Source organism: Stenotrophomonas sp. STEN063, assembly GCF_056854515.1.
This window is the reverse complement of record NZ_JBXFWF010000116.1, coordinates 1-5666: the sequence shown is the minus strand read 5'-3', so window position 1 is coordinate 5666 and position 5666 is coordinate 1. Positions and strand designations below refer to the sequence as shown.

General features: G+C 65.1%; 6 protein-coding genes and 1 pseudogene. 4 read left to right on the top strand and 3 right to left on the bottom strand.

Going from position 1 to position 5666, the window contains the following annotated elements; all coding sequences use genetic code 11:
* Positions 1 to 133 precede the first annotated feature (133 nt).
* From AC1VWL_RS19055 to AC1VWL_RS19045, 3 genes and pseudogenes are all read right to left on the bottom strand, one after another.
* Positions 134 to 544 carry an organic hydroperoxide resistance protein gene (locus AC1VWL_RS19055; protein WP_482987720.1) on the bottom strand — a complete coding sequence of 137 codons (411 nt, stop codon included), beginning with the start codon at positions 542 to 544 and terminating at the stop codon, positions 134 to 136.
* 108 nt (positions 545 to 652) lie between these two features.
* Positions 653 to 1330, bottom strand: coding sequence for a type 1 glutamine amidotransferase domain-containing protein (locus AC1VWL_RS19050; RefSeq protein WP_482987721.1), 678 nt, complete (start codon positions 1328 to 1330; stop codon positions 653 to 655).
* A gap of 81 nt (positions 1331 to 1411) precedes the next feature.
* Positions 1412 to 1972 (bottom strand): annotated as a pseudogene (locus AC1VWL_RS19045) (TetR/AcrR family transcriptional regulator); the annotation flags it as partial.
* A 534-nt stretch (positions 1973 to 2506) separates the two neighbouring features.
* On the opposite strand from AC1VWL_RS19045, the gene aroQ reads away from it, so the two are divergent.
* From aroQ to accC, 4 genes are read left to right on the top strand one after another with little or no spacing between them, the layout of a single operon-like run.
* The gene (gene aroQ, locus AC1VWL_RS19040) at positions 2507 to 2953 is read left to right on the top strand and encodes a type II 3-dehydroquinate dehydratase (RefSeq protein ID WP_482987719.1); all 447 of its coding nucleotides are present in this window, start codon (positions 2507 to 2509) and stop codon (positions 2951 to 2953) included.
* A complete protein-coding gene (locus AC1VWL_RS19035) occupies positions 2950 to 3378 on the top strand; it encodes a lysozyme inhibitor LprI family protein (protein WP_482987718.1) in 429 nt (142 codons plus the stop codon). The genes aroQ and AC1VWL_RS19035 overlap by 4 nt, the downstream gene beginning before the upstream one ends.
* Before the next feature lie 54 nt (positions 3379 to 3432).
* Positions 3433 to 3912: an acetyl-CoA carboxylase biotin carboxyl carrier protein gene (gene accB / locus AC1VWL_RS19030; RefSeq protein WP_481614467.1), complete on the top strand. Its 480-nt coding sequence runs from the start codon at positions 3433 to 3435 to the stop codon at positions 3910 to 3912.
* Between the two features lie 10 nt (positions 3913 to 3922).
* Positions 3923 to 5290 carry an acetyl-CoA carboxylase biotin carboxylase subunit gene (accC, locus tag AC1VWL_RS19025; protein WP_482987717.1) on the top strand — a complete coding sequence of 456 codons (1368 nt, stop codon included), beginning with the start codon at positions 3923 to 3925 and terminating at the stop codon, positions 5288 to 5290.
* Positions 5291 to 5666: the final 376 nt, after the last annotated feature.

Genomic DNA, 5666 nt, shown 5'->3' with positions numbered 1-5666 from the left:
GGGCAAAGCCCCCCCCCCTCCAGGGTCATTGCGGGGCCCTATTCTAGTTGGGACTCAAAACCGGGGGCCCTCGCGGGGTTCCGCCCCAAACCCCCCCCGGCACCCCGGTTTTGACTTGGCTTTTGATCTCGAATCAGGCTGCAGTTACGTGCAGGCGAACATCCACATTGCCGCGCGTGGCGTTCGAGTACGGGCAGATCTTGTGCGCGGCTTCGACCAGACGCTGGGCGTCGGCTTGTTCCAGGCCCTTCACTTCAACGTGCAGGTCGATGTCCAGTGCGTAGCCGCCTTCGGCGGTCTGGCCGATGCCGACTTCCACCGAGGTGGCGGTGCCGGTGGGCTGCAGCTGCAGCTGCTTGGCGGCGACCGGCAAGGCGTTGTCGAAACAGGCCGCGTAGCCGAGGGCGAACAGCTGCTCGGGGTTTGCACCGGCCTTGCCGGAACCCGGCAGGGCCAGATCCAGGGCGAGGCTGCCGTCGTCCAGTGCGGTGCGGCCGGCGCGGCCACCGGTGGCGGTGGCGCGGGTTTTGTAGAAGATCTTCATTGCCAATTCCTTGTAAGGGTGCGTTGGGTACGTCTGTGGAATGCAAATTCGAGAGCGTTGTTGATTGCGTGTTTCCCCGGTGCGCTTCGCTTACCCGGGCTACGGGGCTCAGGCCAGTTGTGCGAGCAATGCCTTGGCGACGGCTTCGGAGCTGGCCGGGTTCTGGCCGGTGACGAGGTGGCCGTCGCTGAGCACATAAGGCGCCCAATCCGGGCCCTTGCTGTAGTTGCCGCCGAGGCGGGTGAACTCGTCTTCGATCAGGAAGGGCACCACCGCGCTCAGGCCGACGGCGTCTTCTTCGCTGTTGGAGAAGCCGGTGACCTTGCGGCCAGCCACCAGCGGCTTGCCGTCGGCGGCGCTTGCGGCGATCAGCGCGCCGGGGGCATGGCAGACCAGACCCAGCGGCTTGTTGGCGCGGTCGAAGGTTTCGATCAGGGCAATCGAATCGGCATCGCGGGCCAAATCCCACAGCGGGCCGTGGCCGCCGGGGTAGAACACCGCGTCGAACTTGGCGGCGTCGATCTGCTTCAGCGGCAGCGTGGTGGCCAGCTGCTGCTGGGCATCGCGGTCACTGCGGAAACGGTCGGTGGCCGGGGTCTGTGCATCGGGCTCATCGCTGCGCGGGTCCAGCGGCGGTTGGCCGCCGGCCGGCGATGCGAGGGTGATGGTGGCGCCGGCATCCTTGAACACGTAATACGGTGCGGCGAATTCCTCCAGCCAGAAGCCGGTCTTGTGCCCGGTGTCGCCGAGCTGGTCGTGCGAGGTCAGTACGAACAGAACATTCATGGCAGTGCCTTCAATTGGTGGGGGGGGGGAAAGTGCGACGGTGTTGCCGCACAACAGCAGGTGTTCGGTGGCTTCGCGTGCCTGTTGCAGCGGCAGGCGGTCCTGGCTGAGCTTGGACAGCAGGGCCGCGCCCAACCACATCTGGTACAGCACGCGGGCGACATCCAGTGCGGGCTTGCCGTTCGGCAGCGAGCCGTCGGCGCGGCCTTCTTCGACCAGTGCGGCGATGCGTTGCAGCAGACGCTGCACGCCCTGGTCGAGCACGCGGCGCATGTCCTCGGAAAGGTCGGACACCTCGGCGGCCAGCTTCACCACCAGGCACTCCTCGGCCCAACCCTGCGCCGGATCGGCCGGGTCACGCGCCCAGGCATCCCAGTAGCGCATCAGCCGTTCGCGACCGCTGCCGGGTTCGGCCAGCAGCTGCTCGAGCTTGCACCCGTAGCCGTCTACGTACTGTTGCAACAGCTCGCAGCCGAACACTTCCTTTGACGCGAAGTAGTGATAGAACGAGCCCTTGGGCACGGCGCAGGCCTTGAGGATTTCCTGCAGGCCGAGGGCGGCAAAGCCCTTCTGCAGGACCAGCCGATAGCCGGTGTCCAGGATGTGCTGGCGGGTGGCTTGGGCTTTGGGGGATAAGTTCATGGGGTGGAGCTTACGTCGAATAGACCGGTCGTCTATTAATGGGTGATTACTGACAGACTCTGCCCGGCATACGAGGAACGGCGGAGGAGGCAGGGGAACCGCTTCCCCTTCTCCCGCATGCGGGAGAAGGTGCCCCGAAGGGGCGGATGAGGGGAGCTTTGGCTTTGGCTTCATCGCTCAAAGCCAGGTGCGGATGGTTTCCTGGGAATCCAAGATTGCTACTTCGCTCTGCCCTCACCCCAACCCCTCTCCCGCGGGCGGGAGAGGGGCTCTGGTCATCTTGGGTCTCGGGGAAAGCCCAACTTCGCTCATTTCCTCGCAAGTTCCGCGTATCGCGCAGGCGAACTACTCTTGGCCAGGCTGCTGCGGGTGTCTCCGTGGTTTACCAAGACGGCCGTGAAGCACCGCACCGCAAGCTGCCCCAGCAAAACTCCAAATTTCAAACAAACGATTAAAACACTGCTAATTTCGCCGAACTGGACAGCATTCCCCGCTTCCCTCACACTGCCGCCCTTCCCCGCCGACCCTTGGCACATGGCAAAACTGCTGGTCCTTCACGGCCCCAACCTCAACCTGCTGGGCACCCGCGAGCCCGACGTCTACGGCCACACCACGCTGGCCGAGATCGACGCTGCGCTGGCCGCACAGGCGCAGGCACAGGGGCACCAGAGCGAACACCTGCAGTCCAACGCCGAGCATGTGCTGGTGGACCGGGTGCAGGCTGCGCGTGCCGATGGAACCGCTTTCATCCTGATCAACCCCGCCGCCTTCACCCATACCTCGGTGGCCCTGCGCGATGCGCTGGCCGGGGTGGCGATTCCGTTCATCGAGATCCACCTGTCCAACCCGCATGCGCGCGAGCCCTTCCGCCAGCACAGCTACCTGAGCGACAAGGCCGTCGGCGTGATCTGCGGCTTCGGCGCCGACAGCTACCGCTTTGCGATGGACGCCGCACTGGCGCGCGTGGGAGCGGCTGCGTGAACACGCTGCCGCGATTGCTGACGGGTATGGCCGTGGTGTGCCTGCCGCTGGCGGTTGCCCATGCGCAGAACCTGGACCGCGCCGCCGAAGGCATCGACTGCGCGAACGTCACCAGCACGATGGAGAGCGACCTGTGCGCCTCCGATCGCGCCGCTGAAGCCGATGCGGTCTTGAACACCACGTACAAGCTGGCCCGCCGCCAACTGCAGCAGCAGGCCGCCGATGGCAGCTGCACGCATTGCGGTGCCGCCGAGCAGCAGTTGATTGAAGCGCAGCGCGCCTGGATCCAGCTGCGCGACAAGGATTGCGACGCGGTCTACGCGTTCCACGCTGATGGCACCTCGCGCAATGGCGCGCAGATGCACTGTCTCACCACCCACGCGCAGGACCGCACCCGGCAGCTGCGCGACTTCTACGAACTTTGACCCGGGCGCATCGCGCCTTCTCCTTACTGACTTACTGCAACCAAAGAGGCCCTCATGGATCTGCGCAAAATCAAGAAGCTCATCGACCTGCTGGAAGAGTCGAACCTGGCTGAAATCGAGATCAAGGAAGGCGAAGAATCCGTCCGCCTGTCGCGCAACCCGGTCGGCGGTTTCGTCGCTGCACCGGCACCGGTCTATGCCGCCGCTCCGGCAGCTGCTGCTGCGCCCGCCATGCCGATGAGCGGCCCGACCGAAGCCTCCACCGGCGGCACCGCCAAGCCGGGCAACGCCCTGCCGGAAGGCCACGTGCAGCGCGCGCCGATGGTCGGCACCTTCTATTCCTCTTCCTCGCCGGACAAGCCGGCCTTCGTCAGCGTCGGCCAGACCGTCAAGGCCGGCGAAACCCTGGCCATCATCGAAGCGATGAAGATGTTCAACCCGATCGAGGCCGAAGTGTCCGGCACCGTGGTGGCCATCCTCGGCGAGAACGGCAGCCCGGTTGAATTCGACCAGCCGCTGTTCGTGATTGCCTGAGGCGCCGGCCATGCTGGATAAAGTCGTCATCGCCAACCGGGGTGAAATCGCGCTGCGCATCCTGCGCGCGTGCCACAGCCTCGGCATCCGCACGGTCGCGGTGCATTCCACCGTTGACCGCAATCTCAAGCACGTGGCCATGGCCGACGAGTCGGTCTGTATTGGCCCGGCACCGTCGTCGGAAAGCTACCTCAACATCCCGGCGTTGATCGCCGCGGCCGAGGTCACCGACGCCCAGGCCATCCACCCGGGCTACGGCTTCCTGTCCGAGAACGCCGACTTCGCCGAGCGCGTGGAGCAATCCGGCTTCATCTTCATCGGCCCGCGTGCGGAAACCATCCGCCTGATGGGCGACAAGGTTGAAGCCATCCGCGCGATGAAGGCTGCCGGCGTGCCGTGCGTGCCCGGTTCGGGCGGCCCGCTGGGCGAAGACATCGTCACCAACACCAAGATCGCCCGCGAGATCGGCTACCCGGTCATCATCAAGGCCTCCGGTGGCGGTGGCGGCCGCGGCATGCGCGTGGTGCATGCCGAAGGCGCGTTGAAGGCCTCCATCGAAACCACCAAGTCCGAAGCCAAGGCAGCATTCGGCAACGGTGAGGTCTACATGGAGAAGTACCTGGAAAACCCGCGTCACGTGGAAATCCAGGTACTGGCCGACGGCCAGGGCAACGCCATCCACCTGGGTGAGCGTGACTGCTCGATGCAGCGTCGCCACCAGAAGGTGGTGGAAGAAGCACCGGCACCAGGCATCACCTCCGAACTGCGCGAGCAGATCGGCAAGGTCTGCGTGGAAGCCTGCATCCGCATCGGCTACCGCGGCGCCGGCACTTTCGAGTTCCTGTTCGAAGACGGCAAGTTCTACTTCATCGAAATGAACACCCGCGTGCAGGTGGAACATCCGGTGACCGAGATGGTGACCGGCATCGATCTGGTTGCCGAGCAGCTGCGCATCGCCTCCGGCCAGAAGCTGAGCATCAAGCAGAGCGACGTGGTGCTGCACGGCCACGCGATCGAATGCCGCATCAACGCCGAGGACGCGGAAACCTTCATTCCCAGCCCCGGCCTGATCACCGGCTTCTATCCGCCGGGTGGCCCGGGTGTGCGCGTTGATACGCACATCTACGCTGGCTACAAGGTGCCGCCGAACTACGACTCGATGATCGGCAAGCTGATCGTGCACGGCCCGGACCGCGAAACCGCCATTGCCCGCATGCGGGTGGCGCTGAGCGAGATGGTGGTGGACGGCATCAAGACCAACGTCGCGTTGCAGCAGCGCATCATGCGCGACCAGGGCTTCCAGGCCGGTGGACAGAACATCCACTACCTGGAAAAGCGCCTGGCCGAGCGCAAGACGCGTTCGATCGCGTTGACCTGATTGAAGATGGTTGCCGGGCAACGCCCGGCACCCGCTTCCTGTAGTGCCGAGCCATGCTCGGCATGCAGGCCCAAGGGCGGACCCCTCCCCAACCCTCCCCTTCGCTGCGCGAAAGGGAGGGGGCAAGAATGTAGTGCCGAGCCATGCTCGGCATGCAGGCCCAAGGGCGTACCCCTCCCCAATCCTCCCCTTCGCTACGCGAAAGGGAAGGGGTAGGAATGTAGTGCCGAGCGGTGCTCGGCAGAGGCTTTACCGGTAATGCCCCAGCCCTCACCCCAACCCCTCTCCCGTAAACGGGAGAGGGGCTCGTAGTGGCGCACGAGGCGGGGCCCGTCACCACCAAAACACGCCAAAAAAATCGGGGGACCCCCCCAGT